Below are 19,715 nucleotides of genomic sequence, written 5' to 3' on the forward strand. Positions count from 1 at the left end.
TCGCCGGCGCCCTCCTCGGTCCTGCCGCCGGCGTCCTCGTCGGCCCTGTCGCCGGCCGTGTCGTGCGTCGGTTCGTCCGTCTTCTTGCTCACGCCTCGTCCTCGTCGTCGTCCAGGGGGACCTCGGTGTCCTGCTCGACGACGTCCGCCTCGTCGGCGGCGCCGTCACGGTCGGGCCGCGCGAAGTCCGGGACGTACTCCTCCGGGTCCGGCGCGTCGGCGGGCCGGTCCGTCTCGTCGTCGGTCAGCCGGGCGGGGACGGCCGGGTCGGCGGGCTCGAGCCCCGCGTCCCGCCAGGCGTCAGGTCCGGGCAGCGTGCTCATCGCGTCCTCCTCGTCGCCGGGTCGTCCTGCTCATCCTTCTCCCGTGCCCTGTCCGCCGCCAGTGGGCCTTCGGCCCTGGTCAGCGGCCCTGCCCGGCAGCCCTGGTCGGCAGCCCTGGTCCGCAGCACCGCACGGCCGCACCGGCATCGGGCGCCGGGCGCCGGCCGGGTGCCGGTGGTCAGGCCGTGACCCGGCCGAGCACCAGCGGGCCGGCACCGGGCGCAGCGGCGGGGTCGACGACCACGCCGCCGTCCAGGGCCTCGCGCGCCCGCGCGAACCGCTCCGGGGTGTCGGTGTGCAGCGTGAGCAGCTTCTGGCCCGCGGTGACGCGGTCGCCCGGACGCACGTGGATCTGCACGCCCGCGCCCGCCTGGACCGGGTCCTCCTTGCGGGCGCGTCCCGCACCGAGGCGCCACGCCGCGATGCCGACCGCGTACGCGTCGAGCGTCGTGAGCACGCCGTCGCTCTGCGCGACGACGTCCTCGGTCTCGCGCGCCACGGGCAGCGTCGCGTCCGGGTCGCCGCCCTGGGCCGCGATCATGCGCCGCCACACGTCCATCGCGCGGCCGTCCGCGAGCGCCGCCGCCGGGTCCGCGTCGGGGCGTCCCGCGGCGTCGAGCATCTCGCGCGCGAGCGCGAGCGTGAGCTCGACGACGTCCGCCGGACCGCCGCCCGCGAGCACCTCCACGGACTCGCGCACCTCGAGCGCGTTGCCCGCGGTCAGGCCGAGCGGGGTGGACATGTCGGTGAGCAGCGCGACGGTCGTGACGCCCGCGTCCGTGCCGAGCTCGACCATCGTGCGCGCGAGCTCGGTGGCGCGGTCGAGGTCCTTCATGAACGCGCCCGAGCCGACCTTGACGTCGAGCACCAGCGAGCCCGTGCCCTCGGCGATCTTCTTGCTCATGATCGAGCTCGCGATGAGCGGGATCGCCTCGACCGTGCCCGTGACGTCGCGCAGCGCGTAGAGCTTGCGGTCCGCGGGTGCGAGGCCGGAGCCGGCCTGGCAGATCACCGCTCCCACGTCGGCGAGCTGGCGCATCATCTCGTCATTGCTGAGCGCCGCGCGCCAGCCGGGGATGGACTCGAGCTTGTCGAGCGTGCCGCCGGTGTGGCCGAGCCCGCGGCCGGACAGCTGCGGCACCGCGACGTCGAACACCGCGACGAGCGGCGCGAGCGGCAGCGTGATCTTGTCCCCCACGCCGCCGGTCGAGTGCTTGTCCGAGGTCGGGCGGCCCAGGTCGGCGAACGACATGCGCTCGCCCGACGCGATCATCGCGGCGGTCCACCGCGCGATCTCGGCGCGGTCCATCCCATTGAGCAGGATCGCCATGTTGAGCGCGGACATCTGCTCGTCGGCCACCACGCCGCGCGTGTACGCGTCGATGACCCAGTCGATCTGCGCGTCGCTCAGCCGGTGCCCGTCACGCTTCGCGACGATGACGTCGACCGCGTCGAACTGCTCGCTCATGCTCGCTCCTCCAGGTCGGCGGGCCCGAACGCGTCGGGCAGCACCTGGTCCATCGTCCGTACTCCCGACACGGTCTCGAGCACGAGCCGCGGACCGCCGTGCTCGAACAGCAGCTGGCGGCAGCGTCCGCACGGCATGAGCACGTCGCCGTGCCCGTCGACGCACGTGAACGCGACCAGCCGCCCGCCGCCCGACATCACGAGCGCCGAGACGAGCGAGCACTCCGCGCACAGCGTCACGCCGTAACTCGCGTTCTCGATGTTCGCCCCGCTGACCACGCGCCCGTCGTCGACGATCGCCGCGGCCCCCACGGGGAACCGCGAGTACGGCACGTACGCGTGGCGCATCGCCTCCGTCGCGACCGCACGCAGCGCGTCCCAGTCGACTTCCTTCACCTGACGACCTGCCTCACTTGACGTACGGGATGCCCTCGGCCGCCGGCGGGCGCACCCGGCCGACGAGCCCGGCGACGGCGAAGATCGTCACGACGTACGGCGTCATGAGCATGATCTGCGACGGGATGGGCGTGCCGATGATGCCGAGCACCACCTGCAGGTTGTCGGAGAAGCCGAACAGCAGCGCGGCGGCGAGCGCCCCGACCGGGTTCCACCGGCCGAGGATCATCGCGGCCAGGGCGATGAAGCCCTTGCCTCCGGTCATCTCCTTGCCGAACGCAAGACCGGCCGCGACGGTGAAGAACGCGCCGCCGAGACCGGCGACCGCGCCGCCCAGCAGCGTGGCGCGCATGCGCGTGCGGTTGACCTTGATGCCGACGGTGTCCGCGGCCTTCGGGTGCTCGCCGACGGACCGCAGGCGCAGGCCCCACCGGCTGCGGAACAGGAAGATCTGCAACAGGGCGACGACGACGTACATGATGTAGACGAGCGCGGTCTGCCGGAACAGCACGGGTCCGACGACCGGGATCTGGCTGAGCAGCGGGATGTCGATCGTCTGGAGCTTGGGCGGCGAGTTGAACGTGGCCGCGTCGTTCTTCAGCACGGTGGAGAACAGGTAGCTCGTGACGCCGACGACGAGCACGTTGAGCACGACGCCGACGATGATCTGGTTCACCACGTACCGGATCGAGAACAGCACGAGCAGGGCACCGACGAGCGCTCCCGCGATCGGCGCGGCGACGAGCCCGGCGTACGCGGACTGCGTGATCGACGCGACGACGGCCGCGAGGAACGCGCCCGCGAGCAGCTGCCCCTCGATGGCGACGTTGACGATGCCGGACCGTTCGCACAGCGTGCCCGCGAGCGCCCCGAACACCAGCGGGATCGCGAGGAACAGCGAGCCCTGCAGCAGCCCGGTCAGCGGCATGGGCGAGGCCTTGCCCGCGTCCGCCCAGGTGAGGAACGCGAGGATCACGGCGACGCCGAACAGGACCGGCAGCCACACGCCGACCTTCCGGCGCCGGCTCGCGGCCCGGTAGGAGTAGGCGGCGAGCGCGAGCGCGACGAGGGACAGCACGATCGCGGTGAGCTTGGACGGCACCGTGACCGGGTCGATCGTGACGAAGTCCTTGCTCGTCGAGACCGTGAAGGTCGACTCCAGCCCACCGTCCGGGAGCAGCCCGAACAGCACCAGGGAGAGCACGCCGACCACGCCGTAGCCGATCGGGGCCTTGTAGGAGATCGGGGGCAGCGGCTTGGTCTGCGCCGGTCCGGCGCCCGCGGGCGTCGGACGGTCCGTCGTCGGGGCGCTCACGCGGCCACCTCCTTCGTCGTGGGGCGGGGCGCGCGCTCGCGCCGGGTGCCGGGGGTCGGCAGGTGGAACACCGCACGGACGAGCGGCGGTGCCGCGATGAACAGCACGACGAGCGACTGGACGACGAGCACGACGTCGATCGGCGTGCCCGTGCGCGCCTGCATCGCGAACCCGCCCGCGCGCAGCGCGCCGAACAGCAGACCGGCGAAGAACGTGCCGAGCGGCTTGGACCGGCCGAGCAGCGCGACCGTGATCGCGTCGAACCCGAAGCTCGCGGCCACGTCCGCGGTGAGGACTTTGTCCGTGCCGAGCACCTGCGCGGAGCCGCCCAGCCCGGCGAGCGCACCCGCGACCACCATGACCCAGACGAACGACGCGTTCACCGAGATGCCAGCGGTGCGCGCGGCGTGCAGGTTCGAGCCGACCGCGCGGAACTTGAAGCCGATGGTCGAGCGGCTCATGAGCCACCAGACGAACACCGCCGCGAGCACCGCGACGACGAACCCCCAGTGCAGGCGGAACTGTCCGCCGAGGAGCGCCGGGTACTGCGCCGACTCGGGCACGGGCGGCGAGATCGGGTTGGTGCTGCCCGGGTTCTTGAGCACCGACGTCGTCAGCAGGTACGCGACGAGGTACACGGCGATGTTGTTGAGCATGATCGTCGTGATGACCTCGTGCGCACCGGTGCGCGCCTTGAGGAAGCCGGCGATCCCGGCCCACAGACCGCCCGCGACCGCGGCCGCGAGCATCGCGACGAGCAGGTGCAGCACCGGGGGCAGGTCGAGGTGGAACGCGACCCAGCCGGCGCCGACCGCGCCGAGGATGATCTGCCCCTGGGCGCCGATGTTGAACAGGCCCGCACGGAACCCGATGCCGAGGCCGAGACCCGCGAGGATCAGCGGCACCGACGTCGTCATGGTCTCGGTCAGCGGCTTGATCGACGCCGCGAACGTGTCCTTGCTCGGGTCGTACACCGCGCCGTGGAACAGCGCGACGTAGGCGCTGGACACGGCGTCCCACGCGGCCGTGAGGGTGTCCGTCGGCTTGGAGAAGAAGTAGCCCGCGGCCTTCTGGACCTCCTCGTCCGCCGCGGCGATGAGCACGCCGGACAGGACGAGCGCGAGGACGACCGCGAGCACCGTGACGAGCCACCCGCTCGACAGGATCTCGCGCAGCACCGAGCTGCTGCGCGGCTCGGGCTGCTCCTTCGTCGTCGTCACCGCGTCGGTGCCGGTGCCCGCCGGGGGCGGGACGTGCTCGCCGGGAGCGCCGTCGGGAAGTGGTGGCGTGGTGCTCACCGGTCTGCCTCCTGGGTGGGGTCCTGCGAGCCGGGCGCGTCGGTGACGTCGTCGTCCGTCTCGAGCTCGCCGAGCACCGTGTGGTGGCTCGCCGCCTGGGCCCGGGCCTCCGCGAGCGGCACGCCGGCCATCATCAGACCGAGCACGTCGCGGTCGGTGTCGCCGGGCACGGTGCCGACGATCCGACCGCGGTACATCACGACGATCCGGTCGGCCAGCGCGAGCACCTCGTCGAGCTCGGTGGACACGATGATCACGGGGGTGCCGTGGTCCCGCTCCTGCACGATCCGCTTGTGCACGAACTCGATGGACCCGACGTCGAGGCCGCGCGTGGGCTGCGACGCGATGAACAGCCGCAGCGGCCGGCTCATCTCGCGCGCGAGCACGACCTTCTGCTGGTTGCCGCCCGAGAGCGTGCCGGCGGGCGCGTCGATCGACGGCGTGCGCACGTCGAACTCGACCGTGCGGTGCTCGGCGTTCGCGCGGACCTGGGCGAGGTCCATCTGCACGCCCCGGGCGAACGGCTCCTCGTCGTGCAGGTCGAGGACCAGGTTCTCCGCCACGGTGAAGTCGGCGACGAGGCCGTCGAGCGTCCGGTCCTCGGGGACGAAGCCGACGCCCGCGCGCAGCACCTCCTTGACGCTGCGGCCGGCGAGGTCGGTGCCGTCCAGCCGCACGGCACCGGCGACCGGCTTCTGCAGGCCGAGGATGACCTCGGTCAGCTCGGTCTGCCCGTTGCCCTGCACGCCGGCGATCGCGACGATCTCGCCGCGTGACACCTCGAAGCTCACGTCGTCGACCTGCCGCACGCCGGCGGCGTCGATGACGGTCAGCCCGCGGACCTCGAGGCCGACCGCGCCGGGCTCGGCCGGCGCCTTGTCGACGCCCAGGGACACGGAGCGGCCGACCATGAGGGAGGCGAGCTCGGTCTCGCTCGACGTGGGCTCGGCGGTGCCGACGACCTTCCCCCGACGGATCACGGTGATCTTGTCCGCGACGGCCCGGACCTCGCGCAGCTTGTGCGTGATGAAGACGATGGACGTGCCCGACTCCTTGAGCTGGCGCATGATCGCGATCAGCTCGTCGGTCTCCTGCGGCGTGAGCACCGCGGTGGGCTCGTCGAGGATGAGGACCTCGGCGCGGCGCGAGAGCGCCTTGATGATCTCGACGCGCTGCTGCGCGCCCACGGGCAGGTCCTCGACGAGCGCGTCGGGGTCCACGTCGAACCCGAAGCGGTCGGAGATCTCCCGCACCGTGCGGCGGGCCTGCGCGAGGTCGAGGATGCCGCCGCCCTTGACCGGCTCGTGCCCGAGGGCGACGTTCTCCGCGACGGTGAACACCGGCACGAGCATGAAGTGCTGGTGCACCATGCCGATCCCGGCCGCCATCGCGTCGCCGGGGCCGACGAACGTGCGCGCCTGGTCGTCGAGCAGGATCTCGCCCTCGTCGGGGTCGTACAGCCCGTAGAGCACGTTCATGAGCGTGCTCTTGCCGGCGCCGTTCTCACCGAGCAGGGCGTGGATCTCGCCGGGCTCGATCACGAGGTCGATGTGGTCGTTCGCCACCAGCGCGCCGAACCGCTTGGTGATGCCCCGCAGCTCGAGCTTCACGAGGTCACGCTCCTTCGCGTCGTTGCTTGCACATTAGCCGCACCGGCACGACGGTGGCCCGGGCGCGTGCCCGGGCCACCGTCGTGGGCCGTCAGTTCTGGCTCGGCGACTCGACCTTCAGCTCACCGCTGATGATCTGCTGCTTGAGCTCCTCGACGCGCGTGGTGACCTCGGCGGGCACCTTCGACTCGAAGTCGTGGAACGGGGCGATGCCGATGCCGCCGTTCTCGAGCGTGCCGACGTAGGGCTCGGCGGAGAAGCTGCCCGCGGCGGCCTCCTTGACCGTGTCGTACACGGCCTGGCCGATCTCCTTCATGACGGAGGTCAGGACGATGCTCGAGTAGTCCGGCGCCGTGAGGAACCAGTCGGCGTCGACGCCGACGAGCGCGACGTCGCCCGCATCCTTCGCGGCGGCCGCGGCACCGAGGCCGACGGGGCCGGCGACGGGCATGATGACGTCCGCACCCTGGTCGATGAAGCCCTTGGCGAGGTTCTGGCCGTTGGCCTGGTTCTCGAAGTCACCCGTGAACGACCCGGTCTGCTTGGCCTTGTCCCAGCCGAGGACCTTGACCGTCTTGCCCGAGTCGGTGTTGTACTGCGCGACGCCGTCGGCGAAGCCGTCCATGAAGATCGAGACGGACGGCAGCTGGATGCCGCCGAACGTGGCGACCGTGCCGGTGGCGCTCGTGCCCGCGGCGACGTAGCCGGCGAGGAAGGCGGCCTCCTGCGTGTTGAACAGCAGCGGCTTGGCGTTCTCGATCGTCACGACGCCACCCTCGGCGTCACGGAACGGCGAGTCGATCAGCGCGAACTCGACGTCCGCGTTCGCCTCGGCCGCGGCCTGGATCGGGTCCTCGAGGAGGAAGCCGACGCCGATGACCAGGTTGCAGTCGTCGGCGATCATCTGGTCGATATTCGGCGTGAAGTCCGTCGCGGCGGTCGACTCGACCATGTTGATCTGGACGCCCAGCTCGTCGGCCGCGCGCTGCAGGCCCTCGGCACCGGACTGGTTGAACGACTTGTCCTCGAAGCCGCCGGAGTCGGAGACCATGCAGGCCTTGAAGTCGACCTCCTCGGGCGCGGCCGCGGTGGTCTCGCCGCCGGTCGCCCCCGCACCGGGCGTCGTGTCGTCGTCGCTGGGGGCGCTGCCACAGGCCGTGAGCGCGAGGGCGACCGCCCCGCTGAGCGCGGCCACACGGATGAGCTTCTTCACGCGTGTCTCCTGGGTTCTCGTCAGAGCACCGACCCGGCGCGTCGGTGGACGCACTTCCCCCGGCACGCACGGTGCCGCGGTGCGGCGGGTGCACCAGATCGCACGGGCCGGTCGATGGGTCGGACTCTAGTGAGCGCCAGGTGACGCGCATGTTACCGGGGAGTATCCCTGCAGGTTCCGTTACCGAGTTGGGACATCGGCCCAGGTGACGGACGTGCCGTCTCACCAGGTGATCGGGACGCCGACCGCGAACCGGTCGAAGCCACGCGCCTCGGGCGCGCCCGGACGCGCCGGGCGACACGCCGTGCGGGGCTGAGCCGTTCGGGTGATCCGCTGCCCGGGGCATGTCGGCGCCGGGTGACGGGTGTCACAGTGACGCGTCCGTCCGGACCAGACAAAGGGGGAAAACCCGTGACATCCACCACCCGTCGCCGACTCGCCTCGACGGCCCTGCTCCTCGCGCTCGGCATCGGCACGCCGGTCGCCCTGGCCGCGCCCGCCTCGGCGACCTCGTGCACCGCGCTCAGCGCGTCGGTGTCCGCCTGCTCGAAGGTGACGTCCGTCCAGGCGACGAGCTTCAAGGTCGCCTACCGCGACTCGGCGATCAACCGCACGGGAAGCTCGATCTCGTTCACGTGCACCGCGTCGAGCACCACCTCGGCGTCCCACACGGTCAGCGCGACCGTCGAGGCCGCGGTCAAGGCGTCGATCCTGGCCGAGTTCAAGGCCTCGGTCACCTCGGGCGTCTCGGCGAGCATGTCGACGACGTACGGCTCGAGCACCACCGTCAACGTCCCGGCCAAGTCGACGCGCTACTGCACCTACGGCATCTACGTGCCCAAGGTCAGCGGCAACACCTCCTACGACGCGTACAGCGCCGGCAGGCACACGCACATCAAGACCGTCACGTGGACCTCCACCGCGCCGCAGCGGCTCGGCTGGCAGGTGACGACCACCCCGATCTGATGACCGCCCCGCGACGACGCGGGCGCGCGTGGGTCCTCGCCGTGGCGGCCGTCGCCGCCACGGCGGGGCTCTGCGGCTGCGCCGGCAGCACCGCCCCGCCCCCGACGACCCCCGCCGGACCCGACGCCTCGGGCGCCCCGGCCGCGCCCGACGCACCCGTCGCGCCGTTCGCGACCGTGGTCGCCGGCGAGACCCGGCTCGCCGTCCCCGACGACGAGCGGCTCGTCGCGACGCTCGGCGGCCAGGACGCGACCGTGACGCTCGCCGCCGGCGACTTCACGCTCTACGGGCTGTGCGACGGTCCGGAGCCGGTCACGCTCACGTTCGAGGCCGAGTCCGAGCCGTTCTGGGTGGTGCCCTGCGACGGCCTTCCGTCACGGCTGCGCGGGTCGATCCCCGCCGGCACCACCGCGCACGTCGCCGGTCAGGAGCAGGCCGACTGGCAGGTGCTCGTCACGACGCCCGCGGGCTGACCCGCGCGGGGCCCGACCCGGCGATCACCGCGGCCCGCGCGAGCAGGAGCGCGCCGGCCTCGACCGCGCGCTCGTCGACCACCAGGTCGCCCTGGTGGATGTCGTACGTGCGGCCGCCCGGCGTGCGGGTGCCGAGCCGCGCCATCGCGCCCGGCACCTTCGTCAGGTACCAGGCGAAGTCCTCGCCCCCGAGCGACTGCTCGGTCAGGTTCACCGAGTCCGGCCCGAGCGCGTCGCGCGCGGCCGCCTCGAGGACGCCCGTCGCACGCTCGTCGTTCTCGACCGGGGGCACGCCGCGCTGGTGACGGATCTCCACCTCGACGTCGTACGGCGCGACGACCTGCTCGACGGCGTCGTGGAACACCTGCGACGCGGTCTCCCACGCCCGCACGTCCAGGCAGCGCAGGGTCCCGCGGACCGAGCCCGAGCCGGGGATCACGTTGTGCGCCGTGCCCGCCTGGACCGCGCCCCAGGTGAGGTTCACGCCCGAGCGCGGGTCGAGGCGCCGGCCGAGGATCGCGGGCACCTGCGTGACGACCTGCGCCATGGCGTACACGAGGTCACCCGTGAGGTGCGGGCGCGACGTGTGCCCGCCCGCGCCGGAGAACACGACCGTGACCTCGTCGCTCGCGGACGTGATGGGACCGATGCGGGTGCCCACCTGGCCCACGTCGACCTTCGGGTCGCAGTGCACCGCGAAGATCTGCGAGACGCCGTCGAGCGCACCCGCCGCGATCACGTCGAGCGAACCGCCCGGCTGCACCTCCTCGGCGGGCTGGAACACCAGGCGCACCCCGGTCGCGAGCTCGCCCGCGGCCGCGAGCTCCGCGAGCGCGAGCCCCGCGCCGAGCACGGCGGCCGTGTGCACGTCGTGGCCGCACGCGTGCGCGACCGACCGGTGCGTCGAGTGCCACGGCAGCCCGCACTCGTCCGCGACGGGCAGCGCGTCGAGGTCGGCGCGCAGCGCGACGCGGCCGCGGCCCGTCTCGGCGTGCGAGGGGCCGATGTCGCAGACCAGCCCGCTGCCGGGCAGCACGTGCGGGTGCAGGCCCGCGAGGCGCAGGCGCTCCGCGACGACGCGCGTCGTGCGCTCCTCGGTGCGGGCGAGCTCGGGGTGCGCGTGCAGGTCACGGCGGATCTCGACGAGCTCGTCACGCAGCGAGCCCACCAGCCGGGCGAGCCGCAGCACCGGGGCGGTCGTCGGCGCGGGGCGCAGCGAGTCGAGCGGCGGGACGGCGAGCGACGACGAGGTGGACACGTGGCGAGGTTATCTCCGTGCGCCCCGGCGCCGCCCGGCCGTCCGCGGTCGGGCGGGGTCGTGCGTGGCCGTGCGTGGTCAGGCTCGCTCAGAGCAGGTCCTCGCGGCCGGCCGCGCGCCAGCCGTCGACGGCCTGCTTGACCTGCTGGGCGTGCGCGCGGGTCGTCACCAGCAGCGCGTCGGGGGTGTCGACGACGACCGCGTCGGCCAGGCCGACGACCGCGACCGTGCGGCCCGCCCCCGGCACGACGAACGCGTCGTCGGACCCCACACGCAGCACCGCGGCGTCGTCGCCGAGGGTCGGGGCGGGCAGCAGGTCCGCGAGCGACGCGAAGTCGCCGACGTCGTCCCAGCCGAAGTCACCGGGCACGACGGCCACGCCGCCCGCGGCGGCGACCGGCTCGGCGATCGCGTGGTCGATCGCGATCTTGGTCAGGCCGGGCCACACCCGCTCCAGCACCGCGTCGCGCTCGGCGGTGTCCCACGTGGCACCGATCTCGCGCAGCCCCGCCGCGAGCGCCGGCAGCTGCTGCGCCAGGTGGTCGAGCAGCACCGCGGCGCGCACGACGAACATGCCCGCGTTCCACCGGTAGTCGCCGGTGGCCAGGTACGCGGCGGCGGTCTGCGCGTCGGGCTTCTCGGTGAAGCCCGCGACGTGCCGCGCGGTCGGCGCGCCCGCGACGCCGAGGTCGTCGGCCGAGCGGATGTAGCCGAACGCGGTCGACGGACCGGTCGCGGTGATGCCGATCGTCACGACGAAGCCCTCGCGTGCCGCCGCGACGGCCTCGCGCACCGTGCGCTCGAACTCGTCGGTGCCGTCGATCACGTGGTCCGCGGCGAACGAGCCGATCACGACGTCGTCGCCGTGCCGCTCGAGCAGCACGGCGGCGGCGAGCCCGATCGCGGCCATCGAGTCGCGCGGTGACGGCTCGACGAGCAGCCGCCCACGCTCGTCGTCGGCACCGAGCGTGGGGACCTGCTCCGCGACCGCCCGCGCGTGCCGCACGCCGGTCACGACGACGACCCCGCGGTCGCCCGTGAGCGGCGTGAGGCGGTCGACCGTCGACTGCAGGAGCGTGCGGCCCGAGCCGGTGAGGTCGAGCAGGAACTTCGGGTGGCCGGCCCGGGACAGCGGCCACAGCCGCGTGCCGGCGCCGCCCGCGGGGACGACGGCGTGGAAGCCGGGGATGCGACCGGACGTCGGTGCGGCGGAGTCGGGCATGCGCGACAGGTTAGCCCGCCGGCGCGGCGCGCCACGGGCGGGGGCCGAGCGTGGGACGAGACGTGCGGGAGGGGGTCGCACGACGCGTGGGAGCACCGTGCACGAACCGCGCGACCGGGGTCGGGCGTCCCAGTCTGTGGACTTTCTCACAGGCAGGACCTTGGGCCCAGCCCCGTGCGATCGGGGGTGGAGGGGTCTATACAGTGAGGGACACACCCCCGGGACGAGGCCGTCCCGACCCCTGACTCGCCAGGAGGCACTCCCCGTGTCCGCTGCGCCCACCGCGCCCGCCTCGCCCCCGGCGAGGAAGAAGGCGCCCGTCGGCACCCTGTACCGCGGGCGTGAAGGAATGTGGTCGTGGGTCGCGCACCGCGTGACCGGAGTCGCGATCTTCTTCTTCCTTCTCGTCCACGTGCTCGACACCTCGCTCGTGCGCGTCTCGCCCGAGGCGTACAACGAGGTCATCGGCACGTACAAGAACCCGGTCATGGGCCTCGGCGAGGCCGGCCTGGTCGCCGCGATCGTGTTCCACGCGTTCAACGGCATCCGGATCATCCTCGTGGACTTCTGGGCCAAGGGCCCCAAGTACCAGCGGGTCATGCTCTGGGTCGTCATCGGCCTGTTCGTCGTGACGATGGCGGGCTTCCTGCCGCGTCACCTCATGCACGTCTTCGGGGGTGAGTGATGACGACGATCGCCGACCCCAAGGCCCCCCGCCCGCCGCGCGCCCGTCCGTCGCGCCTGACCACGCGCGGCAACACCGAGCTCTACGGCTGGGTGTTCATGCGCGCCTCCGGCGCGCTGCTGATCGTGCTGATCTTCGGCCACCTGTTCATGAACCTGGTGTCCGGCGAGGGCATCAAGTCGATCGACTTCGGGTTCGTCGCCGGCAAGTGGGCGTCGCCGCTGTGGCAGGTCTGGGACCTGCTGATGCTGTGGCTCGCGATGATCCACGGCACCAACGGCATGCGCACGATCGTGAACGACTACGCGTCCAAGGACTCCACCCGCCTGGTGCTCAAGGGCCTCCTGTACTTCGCGTTCGTCATCGTCGTCGTCCTCGGCACGCTCGTGATCTTCACGTTCGACCCGTGCCCGACCGACGCGCCGCTGGACCTGCTGCCCTCGTTCTGCACCGCCTGACGTCCCGAAGGAAGCCCTGACCCTCATGCAGACCCACCAGTACGACGTCGTCATCGTCGGCGCAGGCGGCGCCGGGATGCGCGCCGCCCTCGAGTCCTCGACGCGCGTGCGCACCGCCGTGATCTCGAAGCTCTACCCCACGCGTTCGCACACCGGCGCGGCGCAGGGCGGCATGTGCGCCGCGCTGGCCAACGTCGAGGAGGACAACTGGGAGTGGCACACGTTCGACACCGTCAAGGGCGGTGACTACCTGGTCGACCAGGACGCCGCCGAGGTCATGGCCAAGGAGGCCATCGACGCGGTGCTCGACCTCGAGAAGATGGGCCTGCCGTTCAACCGGACGCCCGAGGGCCGGATCGACCAGCGCCGGTTCGGCGGCCACACGCGCAACCACGGCGAGGCCGCCGTGCGCCGCGCCTGCTACGCCGCGGACCGCACCGGCCACATGATCCTGCAGACGCTGTACCAGCAGTGCGTGAAGAACGACGTCGAGTTCTTCAACGAGTTCTACGTCCTCGACCTGCTCGTCGACCACGACCTCGCGGCGGGCCACGTGCCCGACGGCGAGGAGGTCAACGTGTCGGGCGTCGTCGCGTACGAGCTCGCGACGGGCGAGATCCATGTGTTCCAGGCCAAGGCCGTCGTGTTCGCCACGGGCGGCGCGGGCAAGATCTTCAAGACGACCTCGAACGCGCACACGCTCACGGGCGACGGCATGGCGCTCGCGTACCGCCGTGGCATCCCGCTCGAGGACATGGAGTTCTTCCAGTTCCACCCGACGGGCCTCGCGGGCCTGGGCATCCTGCTGTCCGAGGCCGCGCGCGGCGAGGGCGGCATCCTGCGCAACGCGGACGGCGAGCGGTTCATGGAGCGCTACGCCCCGACGATCAAGGACCTCGCGCCGCGCGACATCGTCGCCCGCTCGATGGCCAACGAGGTGCGCGAGGGCCGCGGCGCGGGCCCGAACAAGGACTACGTCCTGCTCGACCTCACGCACCTCGAGCCCGCGCACATCGACGCCAAGCTCCCGGACATCACGGAGTTCGCGCGCACGTACCTGGGCATCGAGCCGTACACCGAGCCCGTGCCCGTGTACCCGACCGCGCACTACGCGATGGGTGGCATCCCCACGAACATCGAGGGCGAGGTGCTGCGCAACGAGCGCGACGTGATCAAGGGCCTGTACGCGGCCGGCGAGGTCGCCTGCGTGTCCGTGCACGGGTCGAACCGCCTGGGCACCAACTCGCTCCTCGACATCAACGTGTTCGGCAAGCGCGCCGGACGTTCGGCCGCCGCGTACGCGGCGACCGCCTCGTTCGTCGAGATCCCGGCGGACCCGGCGGTGGTCGTCGAGTCCGAGCTCGAGACGATCCGCACGCGCCCGGACGGCGAGCGCGTCGCGGACATCCGCCGCGCGCTGCAGGAGACGATGGACGCGAACGCGCAGGTGTTCCGCACCGAGGAGTCGCTCACGCAGGCGCTCACCGACATCAAGGCGCTGCGCAAGCGGTTCCAGGCGGTGTCCGTGCAGGACAAGTCGCGCACGTTCAACACCGACCTGCTCGAGGCCGTCGAGCTCGGCTTCCTGCTGGACATCTCCGAGACGGTCGTCGTCGGCGCGCTGAACCGCAAGGAGTCGCGCGGCGGCCACTTCCGCGAGGACTACCCGGACCGCGACGACGCGGGCTTCATGCGGCACACGATGGCCTACCGTCGCCCGGCCGACGCCCCCGTGACCGACGGCGACGCGGAGGGCTCGTTCCACCACGTCGAGCCGTTCGACGACTACCAGCTGGTGCTCGGCTCCAAGTCCGTCACCGTGACCCGCTACCAGCCGATGGAGCGTAAGTACTGATGACTGCCACCCTCGAGGACGCCCCCGCCAAGGCCGGTGCCGTGCCGTCGTTCACGGTCACCCTGCGCGTGCTGCGTCACCTGCCCGCCGAGCACGGCCCCGCGGTCACGCGGTTCGACGACTTCGAGCTCGAGGTGCACGGCACCGACCGCGTGCTCGACGCGCTGCACAAGATCAAGTGGGAGCTCGACGGCTCGCTGACGTTCCGCCGCTCGTGCGCGCACGGCATCTGCGGCTCGGACGCGATGCGCATCAACGGCCGCAACCGGCTGGCGTGCAAGACGCTGCTCAAGGACCTCGACCCGAGCAAGCCGATCACGGTGGAGCCGATCAAGGGCCTGCCGGTCGTCAAGGACCTCGTGGTCGACATGGAGCCGTTCTTCGCCTCCTACCGCGAGATCATGCCGTTCCTCATCACCACCGGGAACGAGCCGACCAAGGAGCGCCTGCAGTCACCCGCGCAGCGCGAGCGGTTCGACGACACGACCAAGTGCATCCTGTGCGCGGCGTGCACGTCGTCCTGCCCGGTGTTCTGGACCGACGGCCAGTACTTCGGCCCCGCGGCGATCGTCAACGCGCACCGGTTCATCTTCGACAGCCGCGACGACGGTGGCGCGCAGCGCCTCGAGATCCTCAACGACAAGGAGGGCGTGTGGCGTTGCCGCACGACCTTCAACTGCACCGAGGCCTGCCCGCGTGGCATCGAGGTGACCAAGGCGATCCAGGAGGTCAAGCGCGCGATGATCACCCGCGCGTTCTGACCCGCACGTCCCGCACCGCGACCGACGCCCGCCGCCCCGCCCCGGGGACCGGCGGGCGTCGTCGTGTGGTTGGGTGGTCCGGTGCTGGACGACGAGGTGGTGCTGCCGGGCGGCAACGTGGGCGGAGCGGTCCGCGTGGGCTCGACCGTGCGGCGGCCGACGGGCCCGTGGACGCCCGCGGTGCACGAGCTGCTGACGTTCCTGGCGGACGAGGGTCTGCGCGGGGTGCCGCGCCCGCACGGGACCGACGAGCACGGCCGCGAGGTCCTCGACTACCTGCCCGGCGAGGTCGTGCCGGTGGGAGTCGTCGCGCTCTCGGACGCACAGCTCGCGTCGACGGCTCGCTGGCTGCGCGACTTCCACACGGTCGTCGCGGGCTTCCCGCGCTCGTCGCGCCGCTGGCGGTTCGTCGAGCGGGGGCTCGAGCCGGGCGAGATCGTGTGCCACCACGACGCCGCGATGTACAACCTCGTGTTCGACGGCGACGAGCTCGCGGGCGTCTTCGACTGGGACACCGCCGGCCCCGGCGTCCCGCTCGACGACCTCGCGATGTTCGCGTGGGCGTCACCCCTGCTGTTCCCCGACGACGACGCGGCACGCATGGCGCACGGGCTCGCGGTGATCGCCCACGGGTACGGCGGGGTGGACCCCGTGGTGCTGCTGCGGCACGTCGAGCGGCGCCTCACGGACTCGTGCGACCGCATCGCGGCGGGGCAGCGCGCGGGTGACGTCGGCATGCTGCGGCTCGGCGAGCGCGGCGAGCCGGCCGCGACGCTCGCGCGGTTGCGCCGGCTGGTGGCCCGCACCGACGAGCTGGTCGCCGCGCTCGGTCGCGTCTGACCGCACGCGGCGCGCCGACGCACCAGGATGGCGGGGTGACAGGAGGGACGCGCGCCGCGTGGCGCCGGGAGCTGACGGACCTGACCGACGACGAGGTCGTCGCGCTGCTCGGGACGCACTCGGGGCTGCCCGGGCCGCGCGCGAACCTCACGCTGCTCGCGGCGTTCGGGGACGTCGCGCGCGAGCCGCTCGTGCGGCGGCTCGCCGGGGACGGGGACGAGTACCTGGCCGCGTGCGGCACGGCCGCGCTCGGCCGCCTGCTCGCGGACGCGAGCGGACCGCGGCACGACGAGCTCGTGGACGTCCTGACCGCGCGCGCCGACGACGAGCGCTGGCGCGTGCGGGAGGGCGCGGCGATGGCCGTGCAGCGCCTCGGTGCGGCCCACCCCGCGGCGACGGTCGCGCTCGTGCGCCGGTGGCTCGCGGACCCGCGGCCCCTCGTCGTGCGGGCGGCGGTCGCCGGTGCGTGCGAGCCGGCGCTGCTCGCCGTCCCGGAGCTGCGCGCGCTCGCGCTCGAGGCGTGCGCGCGCGGGACGGACGTGCTGCGCGCCGTGCCCGCCGGTGAGCGGCGCACGCCGGACGTGCGCACGCTGCGCCAGGCGCTGGGCTACTGCTGGAGCGTCGCGGTCGCGGCGGACCCGGAGCGGGGCCTCGCGGCGTTCGCGGCGCTCGAGCGCGACGACGACGCGGACGTGGCCTGGGTGGTGCGCGAGAACCGCGGCAAGCGGCGGCTCGCGGTCCTGCTCGGCCCGGACGTGTGAGCTCCGGCCAGCGGACTCAGGTGGCGGGGGCGGTCGGCTGAGCCGGCTGAGCCGGGGGGTTCGCGGTCCACGCCGCCGCCAGCAGGACGATCCGCGAGATCAGGTTCACCCACACCAGCAGCGTCACGACCAGCGCGAACGACGCGAGCACCGGGTTCCTCGTCGCGCTGCCCGCGACCACCGAGGTGCCCAGGACCCGCACGACACCCATGCCCACACCCGCGATGACGGCGCCGCCGCGCAGGTCGGGCCAGCGCGGTGACTCCCCCGCCAGGACCTTGACGATCAGCACGAACACGGCGGCGTCGACCACGAACGCCACGAGCACGCCGACGACCTGCGCCGCGACGCTCGTCACGCCGCCCCACCCCAGCACCTGCAGCACCCAGGCCACCGCGGACGCCACCGCCGTGGTCAGCACCGCCGAGACGAGGATCGCGACCGCCAGCCCGGCCAGCCCGCCGAGCTCGCGGAGCTTCCCGGCGACCGCGTTGCCGCCGCCCTGCTCGTCGAACATCGCGCGAACGCCCGTGCGCAGCGCGGCCGTCGCCGACAGCGCCGACAGCAGCAGCACGACGAACGCGACCAGGCCGGCGACCGTGAGCCCGGAGCTGAGGCGCAGGGACGCCGGGTCGACCAGACCCTCGGTCGTGCCCGTGCTCAGCAGGCCCGGCACCGCGTCGTTGACCGCGTCGACCACCTGCGCGCGCAGCTCGGCGCTGTCCCCCAGCACCGCCATGAAGACGGTCCAGCCGATCGTCAGCGCCGCGAACACCGAGAACAGCGCGGCGTACGCGATGCCGCCCGTGAGCACGCCCCCGCCCTGCGCGCCGAACCGCGCGTTCGCGCGCGCTGCCCGCGTCCCCTGCCACCACGCCAGCAGCGCCTTCGCCCGGTCGACCACGCGTGTCACGAGCGAGCGGCGCGCGGGCGCCAGGTCCTCGCCGACCCCCGCGGCCGCGCGCGCGTGCGCCGAGCCGGAGCCCGCTGCCGGTTCCACCACGTCTGGCTGTCGTCCCACCTCACGAGGCTAGGTGGGGCCACGCGGCCCGGCACCTCGAGGCGCGGTCCTCGTCGTCGAGGCCACGGCTGCGAGCGCGTCCGGGCGCGAGGTCGGGAACGGTCAGGTGGTCCGGGACGGCCAGGCGGTCAGGTGCGCGAGACGCGGTCGCCGCGCGGGGCGGCGCGGCCCGTGAGCCGGTACTCCGAGCGCGGCCGCCACACCTCGTCGTCGCCACGCAGGTAGCAGTGGAACCGCGTCACGACGAACGTCGCGTCGTAGTCCGCGAGCAGGTCCATGGCCACGTCCAGCTGCTCGTCGGACAGCTCGTGCGCGACCGTGACGTGCGGGTGGTAGTGGAACCGCAGGTCCTGCGCGAGCGGCCCGGTGCGCACCGCGGTCTCGAGCGCCTCGCACCCCGCGATGCCGTCGGCGACCTGCACGAACGCCACCGGCGAGACGGGCCGGAACGTCGCGGTGCCGCGCAGCCGGACGACGAACGGGGCGTGCGCCGCGGCGACCTGCGCGAGGTGCGCGTCGACCTGGTCGACGTCCTGCGGCTCGAGCGCGGTGGGGCCGAGCAGGGTGATGTGCGGCGGGATGTACGCCGCGACCGGGTCGCCCAGGCGTGCGCGCGCGTCCTGGAGCTGGCTGCCGTACGGCTCGGGGACGGTGATCGCGACCCCGACGATCACCTGGTCGCCGTGGACCTCGGGCAGCTTCACGCGCGCGCCCGCCGCGCGAGCAGGCCGGAGCGCTCGTACACGCGGTCGAGCGTGGGCGCCGCGATCTCGCGCGCCTTCTCGGCGCCCGCCGCGAGCACCGCGTCGAGCGCGGCCGGGTCGTCGAGGTACTCGTGCACGCGCGCCTGGAACGGCGTGACCCACTCGACGACGAGGTCCGCGAGCGCGACCTTGAGGTCGCCGTACCCCTTGCCGTCGAAGTCCGCCTCCAGCTCGGCGATCCCCCGCCCGGACAGCGCCGAGAAGATCGTCAGCAGGTTCGACACCCCGGCCTTGTGCTCCGGGTCGAACCGGATCTCGCGGCCCGCGTCCGTCACGGCGGAGCGGATGCGCTTCGCGATCGTCTTCGGGTTGTCGAGCAGCTCGATGAGGCCGTTGGGCGAGCCCGCCGACTTGCTCATCTTCGCCGTCGGGTCCTGCAGGTCGTAGATCTTGGCCGTCTCCTTGACGATGTGCGGCTCGGGCACGACGAACGTGCCCGCACCGAACCGCGAGTTGAGGCGCTGCGCGAGGTCACGCGTGAGCTCGAGGTGCTGGCGCTGGTCCTCGCCCACGGGCACCTTCGCCGTGTCGTACAGCAGGATGTCCGCGGCCATGAGCACCGGGTAGGTGAACAGCCCGACCGTCGTGCCCTCGGCGCCCTGCTTGGCGGACTTGTCCTTGAACTGCGTCATGCGCGAGGCCTCGCCGAAGCCCGTGTGGCAGGACAGGATCCACGCGAGCTCCGCGTGCTCCGCGACGTGCGACTGCACGAACAGCGTGGAGCGCTCCGGGTCGACGCCCGCCGCGAGGTACTGCGCGGCCGTGCGGCGGGTGCGCTCGCGCAGCACCGCCGGGTCGGGACCGACCGTGAGCGCGTGCAGGTCGACCACGCAGTAGATCGCCTCGTTGCCGTCCTGCAGCGCCACCCACTGCGTCAGCGCACCCAGGTAGTTGCCGAGGTGGAGCGAGTCCGACGTGGGCTGCATGCCGGAGAAGATGCGCGCGGGGTGTGACACTGCGGGTCCGATCTGTGCGGCTCGTCGGCGACGAGCGTGGACGGGTGCGGGCGGGTGCCGGCGGGTGCCGGCGG

At 72.9% G+C, this 19,715-nt stretch carries 20 protein-coding genes; 8 read left to right on the top strand and 12 right to left on the bottom strand.

The window, feature by feature from the left end; translation table 11 throughout:
- Positions 1-88: 88 nt before the first annotated feature.
- The 7 genes from ACT17Q_RS12405 to ACT17Q_RS12435 all read right to left on the bottom strand — a co-directional run bounded on the left by ACT17Q_RS12405 (position 89) and on the right by ACT17Q_RS12435 (position 7,621).
- Positions 89-322, bottom strand: coding sequence for a hypothetical protein (locus ACT17Q_RS12405; RefSeq protein ID WP_094179378.1), 234 nt, complete (start codon positions 320-322; stop codon positions 89-91).
- Positions 323-500: 178 nt separating this feature from the next.
- A complete protein-coding gene (locus ACT17Q_RS12410; protein ID WP_094179377.1) occupies positions 501-1,790 on the bottom strand; it encodes a thymidine phosphorylase in 1,290 nt (429 codons plus the stop codon).
- Entirely contained in the window at positions 1,787-2,137 is a 351-nt protein-coding gene (locus tag ACT17Q_RS12415) for a cytidine deaminase (RefSeq protein WP_232514823.1), read from the bottom strand. Before ACT17Q_RS12415 ends, ACT17Q_RS12410 begins: the two co-directional genes overlap by 4 nt.
- Positions 2,138-2,198: 61 nt before the next feature.
- On the bottom strand, positions 2,199-3,500 hold the full coding sequence (locus tag ACT17Q_RS12420; RefSeq protein WP_094179375.1) for an ABC transporter permease: 1,302 nt from the start codon (positions 3,498-3,500) through the stop codon (positions 2,199-2,201).
- The gene (locus ACT17Q_RS12425; protein ID WP_371860760.1) at positions 3,497-4,798 is read right to left on the bottom strand and encodes an ABC transporter permease; all 1,302 of its coding nucleotides are present in this window, start codon (positions 4,796-4,798) and stop codon (positions 3,497-3,499) included. Before ACT17Q_RS12425 ends, ACT17Q_RS12420 begins: the two co-directional genes overlap by 4 nt.
- Positions 4,795-6,408: an ABC transporter ATP-binding protein gene (locus tag ACT17Q_RS12430; RefSeq protein WP_444662744.1), complete on the bottom strand. Its 1,614-nt coding sequence runs from the start codon at positions 6,406-6,408 to the stop codon at positions 4,795-4,797. Before ACT17Q_RS12430 ends, ACT17Q_RS12425 begins: the two co-directional genes overlap by 4 nt.
- A 91-nt stretch (positions 6,409-6,499) precedes the next feature.
- Positions 6,500-7,621, bottom strand: coding sequence for a BMP family lipoprotein (locus ACT17Q_RS12435; RefSeq protein WP_094179373.1), 1,122 nt, complete (start codon positions 7,619-7,621; stop codon positions 6,500-6,502).
- 411 nt (positions 7,622-8,032) lie between these two features.
- Here ACT17Q_RS12435 and ACT17Q_RS12440 point away from each other — a divergent pair, with 411 nt between their 5' ends.
- Positions 8,033-8,587: a hypothetical protein gene (locus tag ACT17Q_RS12440; RefSeq protein ID WP_444662747.1), complete on the top strand. Its 555-nt coding sequence runs from the start codon at positions 8,033-8,035 to the stop codon at positions 8,585-8,587.
- Entirely contained in the window at positions 8,587-9,060 is a 474-nt protein-coding gene (locus ACT17Q_RS12445; RefSeq protein ID WP_094179371.1) for a hypothetical protein, read from the top strand. Before ACT17Q_RS12440 ends, ACT17Q_RS12445 begins: the two co-directional genes overlap by 1 nt.
- Here the strand turns inward: ACT17Q_RS12445 and ACT17Q_RS12450 are convergent.
- Both ACT17Q_RS12450 and ACT17Q_RS12455 read right to left on the bottom strand, forming a co-directional pair.
- Positions 9,041-10,249: an amidohydrolase gene (locus ACT17Q_RS12450; RefSeq protein WP_232514821.1), complete on the bottom strand. Its 1,209-nt coding sequence runs from the start codon at positions 10,247-10,249 to the stop codon at positions 9,041-9,043. The genes ACT17Q_RS12445 and ACT17Q_RS12450 overlap by 20 nt on opposite strands.
- Before the next feature lie 157 nt (positions 10,250-10,406).
- Positions 10,407-11,540: a mannose-1-phosphate guanylyltransferase gene (locus ACT17Q_RS12455; protein ID WP_444662749.1), complete on the bottom strand. Its 1,134-nt coding sequence runs from the start codon at positions 11,538-11,540 to the stop codon at positions 10,407-10,409.
- 349 nt (positions 11,541-11,889) lie between these two features.
- Here ACT17Q_RS12455 and sdhC point away from each other — a divergent pair, with 349 nt between their 5' ends.
- The 6 genes from sdhC to ACT17Q_RS12485 all read left to right on the top strand — a co-directional run bounded on the left by sdhC (position 11,890) and on the right by ACT17Q_RS12485 (position 16,900).
- The gene (gene sdhC, locus ACT17Q_RS12460) at positions 11,890-12,225 is read left to right on the top strand and encodes a succinate dehydrogenase, cytochrome b556 subunit (RefSeq protein WP_232514820.1); all 336 of its coding nucleotides are present in this window, start codon (positions 11,890-11,892) and stop codon (positions 12,223-12,225) included.
- Positions 12,225-12,683 (top strand): succinate dehydrogenase, hydrophobic membrane anchor protein, encoded by a 459-nt coding sequence (gene sdhD, locus ACT17Q_RS12465; RefSeq protein ID WP_094179367.1) that lies wholly within the window; start codon positions 12,225-12,227, stop codon positions 12,681-12,683. The genes sdhC and sdhD overlap by 1 nt, the downstream gene beginning before the upstream one ends.
- A gap of 25 nt (positions 12,684-12,708) precedes the next feature.
- Positions 12,709-14,538, top strand: coding sequence for a succinate dehydrogenase flavoprotein subunit (gene sdhA / locus ACT17Q_RS12470; RefSeq protein ID WP_141318191.1), 1,830 nt, complete (start codon positions 12,709-12,711; stop codon positions 14,536-14,538).
- Positions 14,538-15,299, top strand: coding sequence for a succinate dehydrogenase iron-sulfur subunit (locus ACT17Q_RS12475; RefSeq protein ID WP_444662752.1), 762 nt, complete (start codon positions 14,538-14,540; stop codon positions 15,297-15,299). Before sdhA ends, ACT17Q_RS12475 begins: the two co-directional genes overlap by 1 nt.
- An 81-nt stretch (positions 15,300-15,380) precedes the next feature.
- Positions 15,381-16,139, top strand: coding sequence for a phosphotransferase (locus ACT17Q_RS12480; protein WP_444662754.1), 759 nt, complete (start codon positions 15,381-15,383; stop codon positions 16,137-16,139).
- A 35-nt stretch (positions 16,140-16,174) separates the two neighbouring features.
- On the top strand, positions 16,175-16,900 hold the full coding sequence (locus ACT17Q_RS12485) for a HEAT repeat domain-containing protein (RefSeq protein ID WP_444662756.1): 726 nt from the start codon (positions 16,175-16,177) through the stop codon (positions 16,898-16,900).
- A gap of 16 nt (positions 16,901-16,916) precedes the next feature.
- Here ACT17Q_RS12485 and ACT17Q_RS12490 read toward each other — a convergent pair whose 3' ends face one another.
- From ACT17Q_RS12490 to trpS, 3 genes are all read right to left on the bottom strand, one after another.
- Positions 16,917-17,921 (bottom strand): YihY/virulence factor BrkB family protein, encoded by a 1,005-nt coding sequence (locus ACT17Q_RS12490; protein WP_444662758.1) that lies wholly within the window; start codon positions 17,919-17,921, stop codon positions 16,917-16,919.
- Between the two features lie 128 nt (positions 17,922-18,049).
- A complete protein-coding gene (locus tag ACT17Q_RS12495) occupies positions 18,050-18,625 on the bottom strand; it encodes a 2'-5' RNA ligase family protein (RefSeq protein WP_094179363.1) in 576 nt (191 codons plus the stop codon).
- Complete coding sequence (trpS, locus tag ACT17Q_RS12500; protein WP_208405547.1) at positions 18,622-19,611, bottom strand: tryptophan--tRNA ligase; 990 nt, start codon at positions 19,609-19,611, stop codon at positions 18,622-18,624. Before trpS ends, ACT17Q_RS12495 begins: the two co-directional genes overlap by 4 nt.
- Positions 19,612-19,715: the final 104 nt, after the last annotated feature.

It is taken from the genome of Cellulomonas sp. CW35 (assembly GCF_052378485.1).
In the GTDB taxonomy this organism is placed as follows: Bacteria; Actinomycetota; Actinomycetes; order Actinomycetales; family Cellulomonadaceae; genus Cellulomonas; species Cellulomonas uda.